General features: G+C 65.0%; 15 protein-coding genes and 1 tRNA gene. 7 read left to right on the top strand and 9 right to left on the bottom strand.

What is annotated here, in order from left to right; all coding sequences use genetic code 11:
* Positions 1 to 17 precede the first annotated feature (17 nt).
* A complete protein-coding gene (trxA, locus tag DCY11_RS07680) occupies positions 18 to 926 on the bottom strand; it encodes a thioredoxin (RefSeq protein WP_208430430.1) in 909 nt (302 codons plus the stop codon).
* Between the two features lie 147 nt (positions 927 to 1,073).
* On the bottom strand, positions 1,074 to 1,568 hold the full coding sequence (locus DCY11_RS07675; protein ID WP_108682394.1) for a prolyl-tRNA synthetase associated domain-containing protein: 495 nt from the start codon (positions 1,566 to 1,568) through the stop codon (positions 1,074 to 1,076).
* Between the two features lie 198 nt (positions 1,569 to 1,766).
* Between DCY11_RS07675 and DCY11_RS07670 the strand changes: the two genes are divergently transcribed.
* Positions 1,767 to 1,841, top strand: a tRNA-Gly gene (locus DCY11_RS07670).
* Between the two features lie 106 nt (positions 1,842 to 1,947).
* Here DCY11_RS07670 and DCY11_RS15485 read toward each other — a convergent pair.
* Positions 1,948 to 3,909, bottom strand: a complete 1,962-nt coding sequence (locus DCY11_RS15485) for a L,D-transpeptidase family protein (protein ID WP_159079871.1) — start codon at positions 3,907 to 3,909, stop codon at positions 1,948 to 1,950.
* Positions 3,910 to 4,343: 434 nt separating this feature from the next.
* Here DCY11_RS15485 and DCY11_RS07660 point away from each other — a divergent pair, with 434 nt between their 5' ends.
* From DCY11_RS07660 to DCY11_RS07640, 5 genes are all read left to right on the top strand, one after another.
* Positions 4,344 to 4,955, top strand: a complete 612-nt coding sequence (locus tag DCY11_RS07660) for a LemA family protein (RefSeq protein WP_108682393.1) — start codon at positions 4,344 to 4,346, stop codon at positions 4,953 to 4,955.
* Positions 4,956 to 4,983: 28 nt separating this feature from the next.
* A complete protein-coding gene (locus DCY11_RS07655; protein ID WP_108682392.1) occupies positions 4,984 to 5,760 on the top strand; it encodes a YgcG family protein in 777 nt (258 codons plus the stop codon).
* Positions 5,761 to 5,868: 108 nt separating this feature from the next.
* On the top strand, positions 5,869 to 6,501 hold the full coding sequence (locus DCY11_RS07650; protein ID WP_108682391.1) for a TPM domain-containing protein: 633 nt from the start codon (positions 5,869 to 5,871) through the stop codon (positions 6,499 to 6,501).
* Entirely contained in the window at positions 6,494 to 7,861 is a 1,368-nt protein-coding gene (locus DCY11_RS07645; protein WP_108682390.1) for an MFS transporter, read from the top strand. The genes DCY11_RS07650 and DCY11_RS07645 overlap by 8 nt, the downstream gene beginning before the upstream one ends.
* 196 nt (positions 7,862 to 8,057) lie before the next feature.
* On the top strand, positions 8,058 to 8,792 hold the full coding sequence (locus DCY11_RS07640; protein WP_159079870.1) for a hypothetical protein: 735 nt from the start codon (positions 8,058 to 8,060) through the stop codon (positions 8,790 to 8,792).
* Positions 8,793 to 8,857: 65 nt separating this feature from the next.
* On the opposite strand, the gene purH is transcribed toward DCY11_RS07640, so the two are convergent.
* The 4 genes from purH to htpX all read right to left on the bottom strand — a co-directional run bounded on the left by purH (position 8,858) and on the right by htpX (position 14,806).
* Positions 8,858 to 10,444 (bottom strand): bifunctional phosphoribosylaminoimidazolecarboxamide formyltransferase/IMP cyclohydrolase, encoded by a 1,587-nt coding sequence (purH, locus tag DCY11_RS07635; RefSeq protein WP_108682388.1) that lies wholly within the window; start codon positions 10,442 to 10,444, stop codon positions 8,858 to 8,860.
* 3 nt (positions 10,445 to 10,447) lie between these two features.
* Positions 10,448 to 12,226 carry a heparinase II/III family protein gene (locus tag DCY11_RS07630; RefSeq protein WP_108682387.1) on the bottom strand — a complete coding sequence of 593 codons (1,779 nt, stop codon included), beginning with the start codon at positions 12,224 to 12,226 and terminating at the stop codon, positions 10,448 to 10,450.
* 130 nt (positions 12,227 to 12,356) lie between these two features.
* Positions 12,357 to 13,715, bottom strand: coding sequence for a 16S rRNA (cytosine(967)-C(5))-methyltransferase RsmB (rsmB, locus tag DCY11_RS07625; RefSeq protein WP_108682386.1), 1,359 nt, complete (start codon positions 13,713 to 13,715; stop codon positions 12,357 to 12,359).
* Positions 13,716 to 13,834: 119 nt separating this feature from the next.
* Positions 13,835 to 14,806: a zinc metalloprotease HtpX gene (gene htpX / locus DCY11_RS07620; protein WP_108682385.1), complete on the bottom strand. Its 972-nt coding sequence runs from the start codon at positions 14,804 to 14,806 to the stop codon at positions 13,835 to 13,837.
* Positions 14,807 to 15,029: 223 nt separating this feature from the next.
* Between htpX and DCY11_RS07615 the strand changes: the two genes are divergently transcribed.
* Positions 15,030 to 15,509, top strand: coding sequence for a globin domain-containing protein (locus DCY11_RS07615; protein ID WP_108682384.1), 480 nt, complete (start codon positions 15,030 to 15,032; stop codon positions 15,507 to 15,509).
* 77 nt (positions 15,510 to 15,586) lie between these two features.
* Here DCY11_RS07615 and DCY11_RS07610 read toward each other — a convergent pair whose 3' ends face one another.
* The gene (locus DCY11_RS07610; protein WP_069443981.1) at positions 15,587 to 15,931 is read right to left on the bottom strand and encodes a hypothetical protein; all 345 of its coding nucleotides are present in this window, start codon (positions 15,929 to 15,931) and stop codon (positions 15,587 to 15,589) included.
* Between the two features lie 118 nt (positions 15,932 to 16,049).
* The gene (acs, locus tag DCY11_RS07605) at positions 16,050 to 18,017 is read right to left on the bottom strand and encodes an acetate--CoA ligase (protein ID WP_108682383.1); all 1,968 of its coding nucleotides are present in this window, start codon (positions 18,015 to 18,017) and stop codon (positions 16,050 to 16,052) included.
* Between the last annotated feature and the right edge of the window lie 50 nt (positions 18,018 to 18,067).

Genomic DNA, 18,067 nt, shown 5'->3' with positions numbered 1-18,067 from the left:
GCGCCCCATCGGCCTCGTCAGGCAAAAAGCAGCGACGACAATCTCTGCCGGCCCGAGGTCGTCGCGGGGTCCGCCGGACCCCAAACCTCGAAGAACTGCACAAGTTGCTTCCGGGCTGCATCGTCGTTCCAGCTCCGGTTCTTGGCGACGATCGACAAAAGCGCATCGAGCGCCTCTTCACGGTCTCCGCTCGCGTTCAGAGCCAGGGCCAAGTCGAACTGGGCTTGCGGGTCGTCAGGCGATTGCGCCGCCTTCGCCCGCAGCGTGTCCACGTCGCCGGCATCGCTGGATTTTCGCGCAAGGTCGAGCGCGGACTGGGCCGCGGCGATGGGCGCGCTGTCGGCCTTGTTCGGGGGTGCCAGCGCCAGCGTCTGTTCGGCGCGGTCAAGGTCGCCCGTCTTCACGTAACATCTCGCAAGGCCGGCGAGCGCCTCCATGTTCTCGGGCTCGTCCTGCATGATCTGACCGAAGATCTGCGCCGCTGCGTTGACATCGCCTGCCTCGAGCGCGGCCGTGGCCGTCTCCACGTCGGCGGCGGTCCCAACCGTCTCGCCCACCAGCCGTGCGATGAAGGCGTTGATCTGCGATTCCGGCAGCGCTCCCATGAAGCCGTCCACCGGACGCCCCTCTTTGAAAGCGAATACGGCGGGGATGGACTGGACGCCCATCTGGCCGGGGATCTCGGGGTGATCGTCGATGTTCATCTTGACCAGCGCCACGGCGCCCTTGGTGGCGCGCACCGCCTTTTCGAGAACGGGGGTCAGCTGTTTGCAGGGTCCGCACCAGGGCGCCCAGAAGTCGACCAGCACCGGCCGCTCGTTCGAGGCCTCGATGACATCGCGCATGAAGTCCTGGGTCGTGGTGTTCTTGACGGTCTCGGCGCCGGGCGTGGCCTCGCCATCGGCGCCCAGGATTGGGGTATCCATGCTCATACTAAATTCCGTTGGCCGCTGCGAACGCGCGGCGTCTTGCGGTTGTCTCGCTCGCCTCGAAAGATGGGCCGTCCCGCCGCGTTTGGCAACCTTGGCGCCGCGCACGGCGCCCATTCCGTGCCGCGCCTTGTCCGCACCATGTCACTGAAGCTGCAACACCCGAGGCTTGTGTCCGCAGGCCCGCATGAAGCGCAGGAGATCGGACATCGCGAGACGGGTTGTGGCGCGGTTGTCGAGGGGATGGCAGTTCACTTCCGCGAACGCCATCAGGGCTTCGTCAACGACCACGGCGGCAAGGTCCCTTGAGCCCTCATGTATCAGGGCCAGCGCCGTCACCGACCCAGGCTCGACCCCGAGCACGGCTTTCATCTGCTCGGGCTTTCCGAAGCTGAAGCGGCCGAGCCCCAGCGTCTTGGCCAAGGTCTTGAGATCCACTTTCGTGTCTTCCTTGGCCACGACCAGGACAAGCCGGTTGTCCTTGTCGCGCAAGAAGAGGTTCTTCGTGTGGGCGCCCGGAATCGTCCCGCGCAGCGCCTGAGACTGCTCGACCGTGAACATGGCGTCGTGTTCGACGGTCGTCGACGCAATTCCGAGCGTGTCCAGATACGCAAAGAGCTTCGCGCGTGCTAATTCCATTGCGTTTGCTGCCCGGTTCCTTTAATGGGAGCCCCTCACCGGGGCCGCGAGAGGACCCGGCTGCCGCGCGGCGGGCCTCGCTAGACAGGCCGGACGCGATGCAATACAAGGCCACGACACCGCCACGTCAGTGGTGCAAGTCAGTGGCAAATGACCACCAGGCGACTTGAAATTCAAGGACGGTCGGTGGTTTGGAGTGCGGGTGTAGCTCAGGGGTAGAGCACAACCTTGCCAAGGTTGGGGTCGTGGGTTCGAATCCCATCGCCCGCTCCAATTTCTCACAAGGCAGACTGCATTGGGCGCCCGACGGGCGCGGGCACGCGCTGGCGCGCGGCCAGCCTGTGCCGACACGGTTAGACCGGACGCGGTGGCCTTGGATCTAGAACTGGAAGAAACCGCGGCGCGGCGCGCGGCGCGAGGAATAGCGGGAGCGAGACCGTTCCCGCGTGTAGCTGGGACGCTGTGCGGTCGAGCGCTTGCGCACCGTGCGGCTCGGCGTGGTGCTTGCCCGCTGGACGGCTGCGCCCTTGCTCGTATCCCAAACCAGGAAATCAGCGCCCTTGGGCAGCGCCGCCGAGTTGATGGCCGTGTCGGCCACGATCAGCGACGAGCCGGGTGTCAGGCGCTCGGAGATGCGCTGGCGCACATCGGCCGGAATATTGATGCGGTCGAGGACTGACTCCGCCGTCTCCTCGTCGTTGAGGCTGATGGCGGTCCACTCGGCCTGCTTTGCGCCGGGCTCGAAATGCATGATCGTGAAGAGATGCGTGCCGAGCCGCTTGTCCGGATTTGAGAAGCTGACCGGTGTCGAGAACACGCTCGCAAACTTTTGCCGAACGAAAAGCTGCCCTTCCGCGGGCTCTTCCTTGCCGGCCACTTCGTAGATCTTCTTGATGACGTCGTCGGTGAACGCGCCCGTGACGGGCATCTCGTTATCTTTTTGGAAGGCCTTGAGCGCCCGGATCGTTGCCGACCCGCGCGTGCCGTCGAAGTTCTGCGGCGCCAGATAGCCCATGTCGGACAGCATGTACTGAACGTCGACCGTACGGTCGCGCGTCGTCCGGCGTGTCACGAGAATACGCAGGGGCTCCTGAGAGATCGGATCTGCGGCTTCGACCGCAGCAGCGCGGGCGCCGGCCTTCAAACGCGACGTCATCGCGGACGGCCGCTCCAGCGGCAGCGGCGGATGATCGTTGAGACCAAGGACCGAAAGAGCCACCGTCACGGGCTGCTGCGCACTGGCCTCCAACGTGTCGGCGGTCACTGTCGGCGTTGCGTCGGCGGCAGGCATGCTCTGCGATGCCGTATCGCTCACGAGTTCCGCAATCGGATCGCTGTCTTCCGCCTGCGGTGCCACGTCCTCTGCTTCGGCAACCGGCTCGTCGGAAGCTGCCGTCTTGTCCACGGGTGCCAAGCGGTCCTGGCCCTTCGGCTCCTCGCGGTCCAGCAGACGATCCTGATGCTTCATGAAGTCGTCGGAGGTCTCGACGGCGGCAATTTCGGCTCCGGCCAAATCGTCGTCGGCAGCCGTGGCCGGGCTCTTGGCGGCAACCGCATGGGCGCCGCTGCCCACGAAGGGAGCGGCGCTTGGGTCGATCGCATGACGAGTCGTGTCGTCCAGGCTGTGCGGCGTCTTGGGGCTCTCGGCCTGCGGGATCGAGCCCGTTGTCTCCGGAGCGAGCGCCAGCTTCGCGGAGGCCTTGTCGGCGGTGGGCTCCGGCGTGACGGCGGTCGCCTTGGCGAAGATGATTGGCAAACGGAAGGGCCGCTCGGGCGTCGTCTCGTTGCTCGACTTGCGCAGAGGCTTCGCGGCCGGCGCGGTCTGGGTCAGGAGCTCCGGGGGCATCGGCGGCGGCAGCGGCTGGAACAGCGCCGGATGCGAGATCGGCTTCGGCTCGACGGCGCTGTGCGCGACGACGACCTGCGCTCCGACCTGGGTCATCTTGAACAGCTTGGGCGCGAAGGAATAGGGCAGGCGGATACAGCCGTGAGAGGCCGGATAGCCCGGGATGGCCCCGGCGTGGAGAGCCGTGCCCGTCCAGGTCAAGCGCTGCATCCACGGCATGGGAGCGCCGTTGTAAAGGTTCGAATAGTGGCGCCGCCGCTTCTCGAGAATGCTGTAGACGCCAGCCTTGGTCGCGTAGCCGCGCTTACCGGTCGACACGGCCGTGGTTGTGATCACCGACGTGCCGCGGAAGACCGTCGCTCTCTGGTTCGGCAGCGATACGACGATGGTCATCGGATCGTCGGCGTTGCCGGGTGCGGTTTCCTCGGCCGCGGCCGGCGCAGCCCAAAGGGCCGCCGCAAACAGCGCAGCGCTGGAAACGCTCGATAATCTCATAAGGGTCCGCATCTTGGCGCCTGCCCGTCTGTTCCAGGTCTTACGCCTACGCAACACCGCAACTGCACCCATTAAGAGCCCCCAAAACGACTCACGAATCAGCCTAAAAGAGGCCTTGCAGTTTGACTAGCAAAGCCTTCGGATTGGCTAACGCCCACCACCGCGTGCCGAACGGAAGTCCTTCACGCGCGCTTGTGGAAAAAACGTTGACCTGACGCACAGTTAGTTTGGGTGTGCACCGCAAAAAGGGAAGAGGCCTGGGTCGGTATGCAGGCCCTGCGACAGCAGAAAGTTACCCGCTGTCTCATTCGCGCAACACCAAATCCAGGCGCAAAGCGCTTGTGATCTGCGAATCGGCCCCGCGAAACTGCTTGTCAGCATCCGGGGCTGCCACTACACGAGTCGGTAGAGGGATCGCTCGAAAGGAGATCGACATGCAGGCCTTGGCACGGATTTGGAACGGGCCCGTCGGCCGGGTCGGACTCCTGTCGCTGATGGCGGCGATGCTCGCCGGTTGCGGCATCAACACCATCCCCACGCTGGATGAGCGCGCGCAAGCCGCGTGGAGCGAAGTGCTCAACCAGTATCAGCGCCGGGCCGATCTCATTCCGAACCTGGTCGAAACCGTGAAGGGCTTCGCCGAACAGGAAAGCAAGGTCCTGACGGAGGTGATCGAGGCGCGGGCCAAGGCCACGCAGGTCCAGATCCCGAAAGACATCCTCACCAACAAGGAAGCCTTCGACAAATTCCAAGAGGCGCAGAACAATCTGTCCGGTGCACTGGGCCGGCTGCTCGTCACTGTCGAGCGCTACCCGGACCTCAAGTCGAACCAGAACTTCCTGGCGCTGCAGTCCCAGCTCGAAGGCACCGAGAACAGGATCGCCATCGCGCGGCGTGACTACATCGCCGCGGTTCGGGACTACAACACCGAGCTGCGGACCTTCCCCGGACGGCTATGGCACATGATCCTGTATTCGGGTCTGGAGCCGATGCAGAACTTCTCCGTGTCCCAGGATGCGATGGAGACGCCGAAGGTCGAGTTCTAGCGGGCCGACCCGTCAACGCGAGGGCTTTATGGCCGGAATTTCGCACAGCCGGGCGATCCTTCACGGCCTCCTGGGCGCGCTGACACTAGTCTTCTGTCTGGCCCTCTTGCTTCCGGGCGCCCAAGCCGAGCCGGAGTTCCCGGCGCTCACGGGGCGCGTCGTCGACAACGCCGATCTCCTGAGCCCTGCCGACGAGCAGGCGCTGACGGAGAAACTGAAAGAACTCGAAGACAAGAGTTCGGATCAGCTGGTCGTGGTCACCCTGCCTTCGTTGCAGGGCTACACGATCGAGGATTTCGGCTATCAGCTCGGCCGCCATTGGGGCATCGGCACGAAGGAGCTGGACAACGGCGTCCTCCTCATCGTCGCGCCCAACGAGCGCAAAGTGCGCATCGAAGTCGGCTACGGGCTCGAACCCATCCTCACGGACGCCCTGTCCCGGGTGATCATCGACAATGCGATCCTGCCCCGCTTCCGCAGCGGCGACTTTCCGGGCGGCATCAAGACCGGCGTCGAGGACATCGGCCTTGCGCTCACGGGCGACACGGCTGAGCTGGAACGGCGAGCCAAAGTTCGCCGCGACGCGGATGAAGTGCCGATCGACTGGTTCACCATCCTGTTCTACATCGCGATCTTCGTGCTGATCATGTACCTGTCCAGCAAAGGCGTGATCGTCGCGCCGGGCGGCAGCCGCGGCGGCCGCTCCGGCGGCGGCTATTCGGGCGGCGGCTGGAGCAGCGGCGGTGGCGGCTTCTCGGGCGGGGGAGGCGGCTTTGGCGGCGGCGGTTCCTCCGGCAGCTGGTAGCGCGGCACGCTTTCTTCACCGGCCACATTGCCGGTTCCAAACCCGGCGATTATCGCCATAGTGTGCCGGGGTGCGATCGAGGCGCTCCGGCGCGAAAGACCACAGGCGATGAAGCCCTTCACCCCAGCTGAACACGAGGCGGTTTCCGACGCGATCGCACGTGCCGAACTCAAGACCAGCGGCGAGATCGTTATCGTCGTGGCGGAGTCCTCGTCGGGCTACTACTTCTTCGCGCTGTTGTGCGCCGCGCTTCTGGCTCTCGCCGTGCCGTTGCCCTTCATCCATCTGACGAAGTGGCCCATCGAGTATGTGTATCTGACCCAGCTCGCGGTCTTCGCCGCCGGAGTGCTGCTGGTCCAGTGGCCGCCGGTCCGCGTGGCGCTTGCACCGGGACGCCTGAAACGGCGCCGCGCGCATCTGCGGGCGCTCCAGCAGTTTCTGGCCCAGAACCTTCACACCACCAAGGGACGCACCGGCGTTCTCGTCTACGTGTCCGACGCCGAACGCTACGCCGAGGTGATCGCCGACAATGGGATCTACGAGAAGGTGCCGCAGAATGTCTGGGACGATCTGATCGCGGACCTCACGGCGAAGATTGGCCGGGGGGACCGCGTGCAAGGTCTGATCGCGGCGGCGGAGCGGTGCGGCGATATCCTGGCCGAACATTTTCCGCCCGGGCCGCTGGGCGAAGACGAACTGCCGAACCATTTGATCGTGCTCGACGCCGAGCGCTATGTCTGACACCGCGCAGCCTGTCGGCAAACGCGGCGTGGTGGGGTGGGCCCTGTTCGATTGGGCCACGCAGCCCTATTACACCCTCGTCGTCACCTTTCTGTTCGCACCGTATTTCGTGAACGGCTTCATGAGCGATCCGGCTCATGCCCAATCGCTCTGGGCGTTCGCCACGAGCGCCGCACAGCTGCTGACCGCCGTGCTTGCGCCGGTACTCGGTGCCATCGCCGATGCGGGGCTGCCGCGTAAGCCTTGGATCGCGGTGTTCTCGGCCATGTTGATCATTGGTCTCGGCGGTCTGTGGTTCGCCGTGCCGGGGTCGACCGCGGCCGTGCCCTTGGTGCTCGTGTCCTTCGGCATCGCTACGCTCGGCGTGGAACTGGCCACGCAGTTCAACAACGCCATGATGCCGGGGCTTGTCTCGGCACGGCGCTTGGGCCGGCTCTCGGGCCTTGCCTGGGCGGTGGGCTACGCCGGCGGACTGGTGAGCCTTGCGCTTGTCGCCGGCCTCCTGGTGACGAGCCCGCACACGGGCAAGACGCTGTTCGGCTTGGACCCCATTATCGCACTCGATACCGCCACACGCGAAGGTGACCGGCTTGTCGGACCGTTCTCGGCGCTGTGGTATCTCGTGTTCGTCCTGCCGATGTTCCTGTTCACGCCGGATCGGCGCAGCGCACCGGCGGCCGTCAATCCCGTGCGGGAAGGTCTCGTCCGGCTGCTGCAGTCCTTGCGGGAGTTGCTGCGGGCGCACCGGAACGTCGCGCTCTTCCTGCTTGCGCGCATGCTCTACGCGGATGGGTGTGCCGCGGTGTTTTCCTTCGGCGCGATCTATGCGGCCAGCGTGTTCGGCTGGGGCGTCACCGAGCTTGGCCTGTTCGGGATCATCCTGACGGTCGCGGCCTTCTTCGGCGCGGGCCTCGGCGGCCTTGTCGACGACCACGTCGGCTCGAAGCATGTCATCGTTGTCGGCCTCCTGATTTTCATCGTGGGCTCGCTCGGCGTCCTGTCTGTGGATCCGGACGAGATCCTCTTCTTCGTGCCTGTGACGGAAAAGGTGGATGGCGGCGGGCTGTTTGCCTCGACCGGAGAGCGGGTTCTGCTCGCCTTCGCGCTTCTCATCGGCATTGCGCTGGGGCCGATCCAGGCTTCGAGCCGCACCCTGCTGGCTCGCATCTGTCCGCCCGCCCAGACCACCGAGTTCTTCGGTTTTTTCTCCTTCTCGGGAAAAGTCACGGCCTTCGCCGCGCCGCTGGCCATCGGCATCGTGACAACGCTGACGGACAGCCAGCGCCTTGGAATCTCGATCAGTCTCGTGTTCCTGATCGTTGGGCTCCTGCTCCTTCTGCCGATCCGTTCATCGCGCTGAACGGGCCCGCGGTGCGCCGGATCGCGATAGTCCGGACCGATCCAAGCGTCACACCCAGCACACGTCAGTCCCTCAACGTCACCGGCGTTTGAGAGCCATCCACGCAAACCGTAGAAATACGTGGCTTTTCGCGCTACGCTTCACTGAGTGCCTTAGGATGGAAATTCGCGCGCAATCGATGGATCGGGGGGCGATCATGAAATACGTGGGTTTGGGTGGTGCTTTGCTGGCAGCGGCGTTGCTTGCTGCTTGCGAGAAACCAAAGGACGAAACGAGCGAGAAGGACGTGGCGCCGGCCGCCACGGAAGAGACCACGACGGAGGCTGCGCCGGCAGCTGAGCCTGCTGCCGAGGAAGAGCCTGCGGCGGCCGAAGAAGAGCCACCGGCGGCTGAGGAAGAAGCAGCTCCTGCCGAAGACGAGGCCGCTCCTGCTGCGGAAGAGCCTGCTGCCGCCGAGGAAGAACCGGCTGCGACCGAGGAAGAGCCTGCGGCTGCCGAGGAAGAGCCGGCTGCGACTGAGGAAGAGCCCGAAGCCGCTGCAGAGGACGCGATGGCTCCTGCAGAGGAAGAGCCGGCTGCCATTGAGGAGACGACCGTCGAGGAGACCGTGGTCGTGCCTCCGACGGTGTCGGAAGATGCGCCGACCCTGCCGCACACGGGTGAGCCGCCCTCGCCGAACCAGCCGCAGCCGGTCTATCCGGAAGACGCTGCCGACGACATGTCGGAGAGCGCGGACGAGGCGCCTGCCGTCGTTGTCGAGGAAGCCGAAGAGGTGATGACGACACCGGAAGGCAACACCGTCGTGGTCGACGAAGAGGCCGCGACGATCGTCGTGCCGCCGACCGTGTCGGAAGATGCGCCCAAGCTACCACACAAGGGCGAGCCGCCGTCGCCGAACCAGCCCCAACCGGTCTATCCGGACGGGCTCTAGGCGAACGGCCAACAAGAGCTGACGAAGAGGCCTCCCTTCGGGGAGGCCTTTTTGCGTTTTGGGGGCTAGTGCCGGAAGTGGCGCATGCCGGTGAAGATCATGGCGAGGCCGGCCTCGTCGGCCGCGGCAATGACCTCCTCGTCGCGCATGGAGCCGCCGGGCTGGATCACCGCCGTCGCGCCCGCTTCCGCCACCACTTCGAGGCCATCGGCGAAGGGGAAGAACGCGTCCGACGCGGCCACGGATCCGCTTGTGAGGGGCTGCGGCAGCCCCAACGCCTCGGCCGCGTCCTGGGCCTTGCGCGCGGCGATGCGTGCCGAATCCACGCGGCTCATCTGTCCGGCGCCAATGCCGACCGTCGCGCCGTCCTTGGCGTAGACGATCGTGTTCGACTTCACATGCTTGGCGACGGTGAAGGCGAAAACCAGATCGGCGAGCTCCTGCTCGGAAGGCTTGCGCTTGGTCACGACTTTCAGCGCGTCCTGGTCGACCAGCTGGTTGTCCCGGGATTGGACCAGGAGGCCGCCGGCCAGCGAGCGCACCGTGATTCCGTCGGCGCGTGGATCGGGCAGCCCGCCTGTCAGCAGCAACCGCAGATTCTTCTTGGCGGCGATGATCTCCTTGGCGGCGCCGGTCGCATCGGGCGCGATGATCACCTCGGTGAAGATCTTGACGATCTCTTCGGCGGCTTCGGCATCGAGCGTGCGGTTGAGCGCCACGATGCCGCCGAACGCGCTGACGCTGTCGCAGGCGAACGCCTTCGCATAGGCGTCAGCCAGCGTCGCCCCGAGCGCAACGCCGCACGGGTTCGCATGTTTGATGATCGCGACGGCGGCGGAGCTGTTCGGATCGAACTCCGCCACGAGTTCGAAGGCGGCGTCCGTGTCGTTGAGATTGTTGTAGGAGAGTTCCTTCCCCTGTACCTGTTCGGCCGTTGCGATGCCGGGTCGCTGCTCGGCGGTTTTGTAGAACGCCGCCCATTGGTGCGGGTTCTCCCCGTAGCGCAGTTTGGCTTCGCGCGTGCCTGCGAAAACGCGCTTGTGCGGCGCAGTCACGTCGAGCTGATCGGCGAACCAGGTCGCGATCGCCCCGTCATAGGCGCCGGTATGCGCGAAGGCCTTGGCCGCCAGATGCCGCCGCGTGGCGCCCGTTGTGCAGCCTTCGTGAGTCGCGATCTCTTCCAGCACTTGATCGTAGTCGTCCGGATCGACGATGACGGCGACTCCGTCATGGTTCTTGGCAGCCGCGCGGATCATCGCCGGGCCGCCGATGTCGATGTTCTCGATGGCAGTGTCGAAGTCCGCGCCGCCCGCCACCGTCGCCTCGAATGGATAGAGATTGACCACCAGGAGATCGATCGGCGGAATGCCGTGCGTTTCCATTGCGCCCACGTGCTCGGCGTTGTCGCGCATGGCGAGGAGCCCGCCGTGGATCTTCGGATGCAGCGTCTTCACGCGTCCGTCCATCATCTCGGGGCTGCCCGTGACCTCGGCGACGTCGACCACGTCCAGCCCGGACTCGCGCAGGGCTCGTGCCGTGCCGCCCGTGGACACCAGCGTCACATCATATTTGGCAAGCGCCTGTGCGAACTCGACGAGTCCGGTTTTGTCGCTGACCGAAAGCAGCGCTCTTCTGATCTTACGTGTCGGCATGGTCTAGCTGTCGTTCGAACGATTGTCGGGTGTATCGTTGGGATCGACGAGCGCGTGCGGCGCAGCCTCGTCACCCGTCTTTTCGAGGTTCCAGACGATGCGCACTTCGCGCGCGTCGCCCATCATGCCGCTGAGCACGATCTGCGAGGTCACTTGCGGCCCGCGCGGATCGGCGAGAAGCACGCTTTCCTCGATGCTCATCTCCTCGGCGTTGGCAGTGAGCCGCCATGTCTCGCCGTTGCGCAAGACCAGCACCGCCGACATGCCGTCGCCCATGGTCTGGGCCTTGACGGAGGGGTGCAGGTGAAACCGCACGGCATACGCCCCGGCGATGAGCACATCCGGGCTCTTCAGGCCGCGCGTCGAAAGCTTGTCTTCGCTCGAGATCAGATTGCCGTCCGGGGAGATCAGGATCTGCCGGGCGTGGCTGACACCGTAGCGTTCCACATAGCCGTCATGGGAGCCCTTGATGCGCAAATTCCCGCCCTCACCCTGGTCGGAAAAGGCCCCTTGCGGATTGAGCGGCCCGATCAAGGCGGCGTCCGCCTCCGGTTCGGCGTCTTCGCTCGCCAGTTCGAACTCGGCCAGCGAGTCGTCCTCGAGGCTGAGCGTCGAATGCGCCGGCGTTGTGCGCGAATAGAGGCGCCATTCCTCGAACTCGGGCGTCGGCGCGCCGCAATTGATGATCATGGGCGCGTCTCCCGAACTCATCTCGAAAGACAAGAAGCCCGCATGGGCTTGGCGCGTGAGGGACTTCGCGGGCGGCGGCCCGAGGTCGCATAGAATGAGGGTCGATCCGGCCTCCACGCGGACATAGCCCGAATTCGCCGCGGAACGGACCGGCGCCCCATCGATGTCGTCATAAGCGCGCACGGTGGCCAGCGCGTCGGTGGGCGTGGGACCCGCGCCGTTGAATCGGGCCATCGATCCGTCGCCCAGCCGGAAGAAGCGCAGCATCGGCATGATGCGGTCGACCGCGTCGGTGAGTTCCTTCGGCGGGGTGCGGTCGCGGGCCACGAAGCATTGTCGCAAAGGCAGGAGGTCCAGCAACAGCTCGATGAGCGCCTCCGGATTGCGGGAGATATGGCCGCCATCTGGCAGGATCTGCCGGTCGAGCTCGCGGCAGAACGGCTTGGTATAGCGGTCGACCACCGCCTTCTGGTCGGCGATGCACAGCCCGCCATAGAGCAGCGCCGTCAACGACAGGAGCCGCGGCACCCCGTCGGGTGCGTCGCGATAGCCCGCCGAGAGATAGCGCAGTTGCGCGGTGAGTTCCTTCAGAAACGATTCGTAGGCCTCCGGCTCGTCGGCGGCCAGCACGAGGACCGAGTTCGAGAGCCAGGAGATTACCCGCCGGGCGACGATCTCCGGTTGCCACGCAAGCGACGGCACCTGCCGGCGCAGGCGGATGAAATCGTGAACCAGCGTCTTGGCTTGTTCGCGGGACAGTTCGGAATCCGCCGCCCGCAAATGCCGGAGCCAGCCGAAACCGTAGAGTTCCCGCGCCCAGCTCGCCGACGGTGGGTTGATTTCGAAAGGCGACTGAGCGCCGATATCGGCCAGCTTTCCGGCCAGTCCGAAATGGCCGTTGTAGATCTCCGTCGCGAAGCTCGGATCAGCGGTCCGCAGTTCCTGGGGGGCGAGAAGCAGTTGCTCGGCCTGCGACCCGGGGTAGCTGACGGCCGCGAGCCCGGACAGCATCATGCGCCGCAACGCACTCGGCCCGCCAAGCTTCACCTCTTGAGCGCCGGACTCGCGCTCGAAGGCCTGATCGCCCACCATTAGGATCGTTCTCCATCCGAGCTGCAGCACGCAAAACAGGCGCCACGCTCTCCCCCGCCGCTTGTTGACCAAGCTCGGCGCATTGTCGTGCAGCAGGACCCCAAGGGCAAGTGGCTCAACACTTTCTTCCCTAGCCGGCGGCGACGATCCGGGCCGCGAAGAACCCGTCCATGCCGCTCCATTCGGGACTATCGAGTTGGAGTTGGAAGGGGAACGTCCGCAGCACGCCGGAGGATTGCGCCCACTCCGTATTGCCAAGCGGTTCGTCGGCCCGCATTGGCTCGATACGGAGCGAATCGGTCCGGGCGAGGAGCGCGGCAACCTGCGCTTCGCCCTCTTCCGGCTCGAGCGAGCAGGTCGAGTAGACGAGGGTGCCGCCCGGCTTCAAAAGGCGCACCGCATTGTCGAGCAGCCGGGTCTGAAGCGCCGCCAGTTCCGCAATGTCTTTGTCGGTCTTGAGATAGGGCACGTCGGGATGACGGCGGATCGTACCGGTCGACGAGCAGGGCGCATCCAGCAGCACCGCGTCGAACGGGGCATCCGGCTGCCATTGGCTGGCATCGGCGGTGACCGTCTCGGCGGCGAGGCCAAGGCGGGCAAGGTTCTCCTCGAGGCGCGCGAGACGGTTCTTGGAAAGGTCGACGGCGGTCACGGCCGCGCCTTTGGCGACGAGTTGCGCCGTCTTGCCGCCGGGAGCCGCGCACAGGTCGGCGACGCGCTTGCCTGCAACGTCACCCAGCAACTGCGCCGGAATGGAGGCCGCGGCGTCCTGCACCCACCAGGCGCCTTCATCGAAACCAGGCAATTCCTCGATCCGCCCGCGCGGGATCAGACGCACGCTGCCGGTGGGCAGCACGCGGCCGCCGAGATTCTCGGCCCACACATCCGGGTCGCTTTTCACGGTGAGATCGAGCGGCGGTTCGATCAGCTGCGTCTCTGAGATGGCACTTGTCCGGTCCTCGCCCCAGGCGCGGACCCAGCGCTGCCACAGCCAGTCCGGCGTGTTGACCCGGGCCGGGTCGAGCGTGTCCGCGATGGCGGAGCCCTTCTCGGACACGCGGCGCAGGACGGCGTTGACCAGCTTGTCGTAGCGCTTGGCGCGCGGATCCCATTGGGCTAGGCGCACGGCGAGATCGATGGCCGCATGGGGCGGGACGTTCATGAAAAGGATTTGCGCCGCGCCAGAGAGCAGGATCGGATAGAGCGTGCCTGCCTTGGCGGGCAGCCCTTTTTCCAGAAACGTCTCCAGCACGCGATCGATCTGCCCCTTACGGCGCAGGGACGTGCCGACGATCGCCCGGGCGAGCGCCCGGTCCCGTGTGGGCAGATCGAACAAGGCGCCATTGCGCACCCGTCCGAGCACATCGTCCAGGGCCTGGTGTTTTTGCAGCACGGCGTCGAGCAGGTCCGCGGCGGCGCGGCGGGCCGGCAGCCCGACCTGGTGGTCGCGCGTAGGCGAAAGGGTCTTGTTCCGAGGGGTGGTCTTCATCGCTTTGTCTCCAAGGTGCTTTGGTTTCTAAGAGTCTAGGGGAGATCGGTGGCCGGTGAGGCTCTTGGTCTTGCGGCGCTCAGCGCCGAATTAGGGACTGTTGCATGGCTAGCCCGAGTTTAGCCCCACGGGCCGCGCGCGCGGCGGGGGCTCTCGGGCACGCTTCCGGACCAGGGCCCGGCTTGCGTGGTAGAACGCGTATCTCCGCCGTCATAGCCGCCGGAGCCCAGCCCGCCGGATCCCATGGTGTGCGACATGGCTTTAAGCCTCGCCACACGCTCCTCCATGGGCGGGTGCGTCGCAAACATCCTGTCGAGACGGAGACCATGCAGCGGATTGACGATGAACAAATGCGCGGAGGCGGGGTTCTCTTCCGCCTCTTCGTTGGGGATGCGCGCCGCGCCCCCGGCGATCTTCTGCAAGGCGGACGCGAGCCACAGCGGATGGCCGCAGATTTCGGCGCCGCCTTTGTCGGCTTCGTATTCGCGCGTCCGGCTGATCGCCATCTGCACGAGACTCGCCGCCATGGGGCCGAGGATCATTAGGGCAAGCGTCCCAATGAAGCCCATGTGGTTGTTGTCGCGATTGCCGCCGAAGAACATGGCGAAGTTCGCGAGCATGGAGATCGCACCCGCGATGGTCGCCGTGACCGTCATCAGCAGCGTGTCGTGATGGCGGATATGGGCGAGTTCGTGGGCAATGACCCCGGCCAACTCCTCGCGGGTGATCGTTTGCATCAGGCCGGTCGTCACCGCCACCGCCGCATTCTCGGGGTTGCGGCCCGTGGCGAACGCGTTCGGCTGCGGATTGTCCATGACATAGACCTTGGGCATGGGCAGGTTCGCATTGCGGGCGAGCCCCGCCACCATGTCGTACAGCTCGCGCGCATCGCGGCCGCCATTCGGGTCCACCAAATGCGCGCCATACATGCGCAGCACGGCCTTGTCCGAGTTCCAATAGGCGAACAGGTTCATGCCGCCCGCCATCACGAGCGCGATGATCATGCCGGTCTGCCCGCCGAGCAGGAACCCGATGCCCATGAAGAGGGCGGTGAGCGCTGCGAGCAGAATCGCGGTGCGCATGTAACTCATGGACGGTGTGGCCTCCGTAGACTGTCCAAAAAACCGCGGAAATCCGCGGCTTCTTATATGTTGGGAGCGGACCGGCCCGGCGCAAGGGCTTGAGCGGGCGCAGAAAATCCGGGTCGCTTCCCTGCCTGCGCGCCGCCGCCGACTTAAGAACGCGCTTACCTTAACGCTTCATCAATCCGGTTTGCGCATTCTGTCGAAAATTCAGTTCAAGGAGTAACCCGACATGCCAGCCGCACTGCACGTTTCGGATGCTGCGCCCAAGAAATCCACCCGGCGCGCCAGAAGCACCGCGTCCAAGGATCTAAACCTGACGACGGAACAGAAGCGTTTGATTCTCAACAGCTTTTTCCGCCTCGAGCCCGCTCTGGACCTTGTCGCCCAACTCTTCTTCCTGAAGCTGTTCCGCCTCGATCCCGGCCTTCGCAAGAAATTCGACGGTCCGGTGGAGATGCAGGCCCGGAAATTCTCGGCCAGCGCCAAGCTCGCGATGATCTCGCTCGGCCACGAAGACGGCCTGGCGCCGACGCTGAAGCTGCTCGGCACGCGTCACCGGCAGATGGGCATTCGCGCCCGTCACTACCGCACCATGTCCCGCGCATTGGTGTGGACGCTGGAGCGGTCCCTCGACAAATCCTTCGACCGCGATACGCGCGATGCCTGGAACACCATGCTGGCCCAGTTCGCGAAGGTGATGTCCGGCTAGAACCGGCACCCTCTGAAATCCGAAGATGCGTTGCGATTGGGGCCTCCCGGCGGGGCCCCAATGTCGTGTGCGGGGCCCTAGCTTTCCGGCTCGAGCTTCACCTTGATGTTGCCGTTCTTGGACACGGTGACGGTGACGTTCTCTTCCGGCTCCAGAACCTGAGCCTTGCCGTCTACCGAGAGCTGATCGGCGGTGACCATGATCTCGTGGCCCTCCACGATGATCTTCACGCCGTCCGCGATCGATTCCTGGCTGAGCGTTTCGTAATGGCCGTCGACCGTGACGGTCCGGCTGCCGACAGTGAGCGCCGTGACCTCCCTGCCGCTGTCCCCCGATCCCACATTGCCGATCAGGAGCACGATCACGATCACGAGCCCCAGGGCCAAGGCAACAGCCACCAGCACCCGCATGATCCAGACCATTCGCTATCCTCGTGAAACCGCCCCGCGCCGCACGAGGCTCCCACGAAGTTCATAGCGCGGTTCGGCCGGGCATGGGAGCCCGGCCGTTCGATAGCCCGCGATTGGGACCCTCGGGTCTTTAGCTGACGCGCTTGTTCTGCCTGTTCTCGATCAGATGAGAAACGACGGTCGGATCCGCCAGCGTGGAGGTGTCGCCCAGATTGCCGTACTCGTCCTCGGCAATCTTCCGCAAGATGCGCCGCATGATCTTGCCGGAGCGCGTCTTGGGCAGTCCCGGTGCAAACTGGATGTGGTCCGGGGCGGCGATGGGGCCGATTTCGTTGCGGACCCAGTCGCGCAGCTCCTTCTTGAGCGTATCGATCTCGTGCTCGCCGGCCATCAGGGTGACGTAGCAGTAGATGCCCTGCCCCTTGATGTCGTGAGGGAAGCCCACGGCCGCCGCCTCGGAGACTTTCGGATGGGCCACGAGGGCCGATTCGACCTCCGCGGTTCCCATGCGGTGGCCCGACACGTTGATCACGTCGTCGACACGCCCGGTGATCCAGTAATAGTCGTCCTCGTCGCGCCGGCAGCCGTCGCCGGTGAAGTACATCCCCTTGTAGGCGGAGAAATACGTGTCGACGAAGCGCTTATGGTCGCCGTAGACCGTTCGCATCATGCTGGGCCACGAGTCGAGGATGACGAGATTGCCCTGTCCCGGTCCTTCGATCATGCTGCCTTCCGAGTCGACCAGGGCTGGCTGCACACCGAAGAACGGACGCGTCGCCGAGCCCGGCTTCAGCTTCGTTGCGCCCGGCAGCGGCGTGATCAATACGCCGCCGGTTTCGGTCTGCCACCACGTATCCACGATCGGACAGCGCATCTCGCCGACCACGTGATAGTACCACTCCCAGGCTTCCGGATTGATCGGCTCGCCCACCGAGCCCAGCAAGCGCAGCGACTTGCGGCTCGTCGACTTCACATAGTCCTCTCCTGCGCCCATCAGGGCCCGGATGGCTGTCGGGGCAGTGTAGAAGATGGTGACGTTATGCTTGTCCACGACCTGCCAGAACCGCGACGGATCCGGAAAGTTCGGCACGCCTTCGAACATCAATGTGGTCGCGCCGTTCGCTAACGGGCCATAGACGATGTAGCTGTGGCCGGTGACCCAGCCCACGTCGGCCGTGCACCAATAGACATCATCGTCGTGATAGTCGAAGACGTATTGGTGGGTCATCGATGCATAGACGAGATACCCGCCCGAGCAGTGGACGACACCTTTCGGCGCGCCGGTCGAACCGGACGTATACAGAATAAATAGCGGGTCCTCGGCGTTCATCTCTTCCGGCGGGCAATCGGGGCTCGCTTCGGCCATCGCCTCGTCCAGCCAGATGTCCCGGCCCTCCGTCCACGGAATATCGCCGCCCGTGTGACGCACCACCAGGATCTTCTCGACATGACCGCTCTTGTCCGCGGCGGCGTCGGCATTGGCCTTGAGCGGAACGCTGCGCCCGCCGCGCCGTCCCTCGTCGGAGGTAATGATCACGGCCGATTTGCAGTCCTCGATGCGGCCTGCAAGCGAATCCGGCGAGAATCCGCCGAATACGATGGAGTGGATCGCGCCGATGCGCGCGCAGGCCAGCATGGCGTACGCCGCGGCGGGAATCATCGGCAGATAGATCGTGACACGATCGCCGCGTTTGACGCCTTGAGCCTTCAGCACGTTGGCGAGGCGGCAGACATTGTCGTGCAGCTCGCGATAGGTGATGTGCTGGGCGGGGGTCTCCGGATCGTCCGGCTCCCAGATGATGGCCGTCTGGTCCGCGCGCTTCGCAAGGTGCCGGTCGATGCAGTTCGCCGATACGTTGAGTGTTCCGTCCTCGAACCATTTGATGGAGACGTCCGGATACGCGAAGGTCGAGTTCTTGACGCGCGTATACGGTTTGATCCAATCGATGCGCCGTCCTTCCCGTCCCCAGAAGCTGTCCGGGTCCTCGACGCTCTCTTTGTAGAGCGCTAGGTATTTGTCGTTGTCGATATAGGCGCGTTCTTTCCACGCGTCGGACACTTCGACGGGGTCGAGTTTGTAGACCTTATGCTCGGACATCGGTCCGGATCCTCCCTAGTACGCGAGTAGCCTTGAACGGCGTATTGTGT

The sequence above is a fragment of the Methyloceanibacter sp. wino2 genome, from assembly GCF_003071365.1.
In the GTDB taxonomy this organism is placed as follows: Bacteria; Pseudomonadota; Alphaproteobacteria; order Rhizobiales; family Methyloligellaceae; genus Methyloceanibacter.
Note: the sequence above shows the minus strand (reverse complement) of the source record. Positions and strands in the feature narration are given on the sequence as shown.

Coding starts and splice junctions, on each gene's coding strand:
- DCY11_RS07640 (WP_159079870.1), top strand. CDS start 8,058: ATGAAATACGTGGGTTTGGGTGGTGCTTTGCTGGCAGCGGCGTTGCTT.
- htpX (WP_108682385.1), bottom strand. CDS start 14,806: ATGAGTTACATGCGCACCGCGATTCTGCTCGCAGCGCTCACCGCCCTC.
- DCY11_RS07615 (WP_108682384.1), top strand. CDS start 15,030: ATGCCAGCCGCACTGCACGTTTCGGATGCTGCGCCCAAGAAATCCACC.
- purH (WP_108682388.1), bottom strand. CDS start 10,444: ATGCCGACACGTAAGATCAGAAGAGCGCTGCTTTCGGTCAGCGACAAA.
- DCY11_RS07660 (WP_108682393.1), top strand. CDS start 4,344: ATGCAGGCCTTGGCACGGATTTGGAACGGGCCCGTCGGCCGGGTCGGA.
- trxA (WP_208430430.1), bottom strand. CDS start 926: ATGGATACCCCAATCCTGGGCGCCGATGGCGAGGCCACGCCCGGCGCC.
- DCY11_RS07630 (WP_108682387.1), bottom strand. CDS start 12,226: ATGGTGGGCGATCAGGCCTTCGAGCGCGAGTCCGGCGCTCAAGAGGTG.
- DCY11_RS07650 (WP_108682391.1), top strand. CDS start 5,869: ATGAAGCCCTTCACCCCAGCTGAACACGAGGCGGTTTCCGACGCGATC.
- DCY11_RS07610 (WP_069443981.1), bottom strand. CDS start 15,931: ATGGTCTGGATCATGCGGGTGCTGGTGGCTGTTGCCTTGGCCCTGGGG.
- DCY11_RS15485 (WP_159079871.1), bottom strand. CDS start 3,909: ATGAGATTATCGAGCGTTTCCAGCGCTGCGCTGTTTGCGGCGGCCCTT.
- DCY11_RS07655 (WP_108682392.1), top strand. CDS start 4,984: ATGGCCGGAATTTCGCACAGCCGGGCGATCCTTCACGGCCTCCTGGGC.
- acs (WP_108682383.1), bottom strand. CDS start 18,017: ATGTCCGAGCATAAGGTCTACAAACTCGACCCCGTCGAAGTGTCCGAC.
- rsmB (WP_108682386.1), bottom strand. CDS start 13,715: ATGAAGACCACCCCTCGGAACAAGACCCTTTCGCCTACGCGCGACCAC.
- DCY11_RS07675 (WP_108682394.1), bottom strand. CDS start 1,568: ATGGAATTAGCACGCGCGAAGCTCTTTGCGTATCTGGACACGCTCGGA.
- DCY11_RS07645 (WP_108682390.1), top strand. CDS start 6,494: ATGTCTGACACCGCGCAGCCTGTCGGCAAACGCGGCGTGGTGGGGTGG.